Genomic DNA, 2397 nt, shown 5'->3' with positions numbered 1-2397 from the left:
TAATTGCTTATTTTTTTGTTTTGTTTTTTCTTCATGAATAATGCAGGCTAGAACAAGCCATTGAAGCTGCGTCGAGAATCAGTCAATCTTTTAAACAATTCTCTATCATTTATCAAGAACAAACTATCAACATTACTCTGAGTATTGGTATCGACAGTTATGGATTGGGAGACAAAAACCATGTCAATGCTTGGAAAAGGGCTGATTGGGCTTTATATCAAGCAAAAAACAACGGCAAAAGCGGATTTTTCCCTGTTCAGATTGAACTGGAGGAAGACAAGACTATTCAGAGATCCCCCATTCAGATAAACTAGAAGTTTGCAAAATAATTGTTGATGTAGATTATTGAAAATGGCTGTAGGAAAAGTTATCATTGCAGGTAATTGGAAAATGCACAAAACTCAGGCCGAATCCCTAGAGTTTTTAACGGTATTAAAATCAAAAGTAGAAGAGACAGACGAAAACCGAGAGATCGTTCTGTGTGTCCCCTTTACTGCCCTTAGTGTGCTTTCCAAAAGCTTGCATGGGGGAAAAGTTCGTTTGGGGGCGCAAAACATCCACTGGGAAGATCAAGGGGCTTACACTGGTGAAATTTCTGGTCTGATGTTGACAGAATTAAGTGTGGATTATGTGGTGATCGGTCACAGCGAACGCCGTCAATATTTTGGAGAAACAGACGAAACTGCTAATTTACGGGTTATTACAGCTCAAAAACACGGTTTAACTCCCATTCTCTGTGTAGGAGAAACCAAGCGACAACGGGACGCTGGAGAAGCAGAAACGGTTATTATTAATCAGTTGCAAAAAGGCTTAGTAGATGTAGATCAAAGCAACTTAGTCATTGCTTACGAACCTATTTGGGCTATCGGAACTGGAGATACTTGCGATGCAACCGAAGCCAACCGTATTATTCAGATTATTCGTGAGGTATTATCCAACAAAAATGTCACTATTCAATACGGGGGTTCCGTTAAACCTAACAATATTGATGAAATTATGGCCCAGTCGGACATTGATGGGGCTTTAGTTGGGGGAGCAAGTTTAGATCCGGTTAATTTTGCTCGCATTATTAATTATATATAATGTTTTACGGTTGTGGGGGCTAACAAAAGTTAGCCCCTATTTTTTGATTTCATACTAATTAGAATCATGAATTATTTGAACATTCGAGATAGTATTTTTGACTGGGAAAAACGCACTTATTTGATGGGGATATTAAATGTAACTCCCGATAGTTTTAGCGATGGAGGAGAATTCAATAGCATAGAAAGCGCACTAGAACAAGCTAAAAATATGATCGATTGCGGTGCGGATATTATTGATATCGGGGGACAATCTACCCGCCCTGGTGCTGAAGAAATTTCCCTAGAAGAAGAGTTAAAACGAGTGATTACTGTTATCAAAAAATTACGTCAAAATAGTTCTATTCCTATTTCTATTGATACGACAAGCTCTAAAGTTGCAGCCGCCGCTATTGAAGTAGGGGCAGATATTGTTAATGATATTTCTGGGGGAACCTTTGATAAAAAAATGTTTTGCACTGTAGCTACTTTACAGGTTCCTATTATTATCATGCACATCAGAGGAACTCCCAAAACTATGCAACAAAAAACGGATTATAATAATTTACTTAATGAGATCATTGACTGGTTAAAGGTTCAAATTAATTTAGCTATCAAAGCAGGTATTTACAAGCATAATATTATTATTGATCCTGGAATTGGTTTTGCTAAAAATTACGAACAAAATATAGAATTATTAAAGAATTTATCTCGCTTTCATAGTTTAGGCTGTCCCATATTGTTAGGGGTTTCTCGTAAAAGTTTTATTGGACACATTTTAGAAGAAAAAGATCCTAAAAAAAGGGTTTGGGGAACCGCAGCAGCTTGCTGTCATGCGATCGCATCTAAAACCAATATCTTAAGAGTTCATGATATTTCAGAAATGAAAGATATTATTAAGGTTGCCGATGTTTTATGGCGTTAAAATTTAAGATTTTTAATTATTTAACTTAAGTTACTTTACTTTCTAACCAAAGATTAAATCTAACAATGGCTTCTTTTACTTTTTCAGAAGAAGCTATTATCTTATCAGCTAAGACAAGCACTTGACCTGCTTTGAGTTTAACTTGATAATTATGGCGAACTAAATGACGAAATTTTCGGTATTCATCTAATTCTAATAATAAAGAACCTTGCCATAAAGGAGGGCGGTTATTACCTCCAGTATCAGCCATTTGGCGCAATAATTGTTCGTGCCAATTTTCCCCTTTTGGTAAACTTTCATCTAAAGTGACTGCTACCCTTTCACTCATTTTTTCACATCCCGTATAAACATCAACAATATAATACCAAATCCGCTCTTTTTAACCCCCTTATAAAACCCTTTACTAATAGA

At 36.3% G+C, this 2397-nt stretch carries 3 protein-coding genes and 1 pseudogene; 3 read left to right on the top strand and 1 reads right to left on the bottom strand.

What is annotated here, in order from left to right; all coding sequences use genetic code 11:
- Positions 1 to 56: 56 nt before the first annotated feature.
- The 3 genes and pseudogenes from P9B04_RS25235 to folP form a co-directional block, all read left to right on the top strand.
- Positions 57 to 314: pseudogene (locus P9B04_RS25235) on the top strand (diguanylate cyclase domain-containing protein); the annotation flags it as partial.
- A 37-nt stretch (positions 315 to 351) separates the two neighbouring features.
- A complete protein-coding gene (gene tpiA / locus P9B04_RS21245) occupies positions 352 to 1083 on the top strand; it encodes a triose-phosphate isomerase (RefSeq protein WP_342056965.1) in 732 nt (243 codons plus the stop codon).
- A 66-nt stretch (positions 1084 to 1149) separates the two neighbouring features.
- Positions 1150 to 1986, top strand: a complete 837-nt coding sequence (folP, locus tag P9B04_RS21240; RefSeq protein WP_342056964.1) for a dihydropteroate synthase — start codon at positions 1150 to 1152, stop codon at positions 1984 to 1986.
- 25 nt (positions 1987 to 2011) lie between these two features.
- Here folP and P9B04_RS21235 read toward each other — a convergent pair whose 3' ends face one another.
- A complete protein-coding gene (locus P9B04_RS21235; RefSeq protein WP_342056966.1) occupies positions 2012 to 2344 on the bottom strand; it encodes a ribonuclease toxin HepT-like protein in 333 nt (110 codons plus the stop codon).
- Between the last annotated feature and the right edge of the window lie 53 nt (positions 2345 to 2397).

Source organism: Crocosphaera sp. Alani8, from assembly GCF_038442745.1.
Taxonomy (GTDB): domain Bacteria; phylum Cyanobacteriota; class Cyanobacteriia; order Cyanobacteriales; family Microcystaceae; genus Crocosphaera.
This window is presented reverse-complemented; position numbering and strand designations above follow the sequence as displayed.

Bases quoted from the DNA above. Each gene is read 5' to 3' on its own strand.
- tpiA (WP_342056965.1), top strand. From the start codon at position 352: ATGGCTGTAGGAAAAGTTATCATTGCAGGTAATTGGAAAATGCACAAA.
- folP (WP_342056964.1), top strand. From the start codon at position 1,150: ATGAATTATTTGAACATTCGAGATAGTATTTTTGACTGGGAAAAACGC.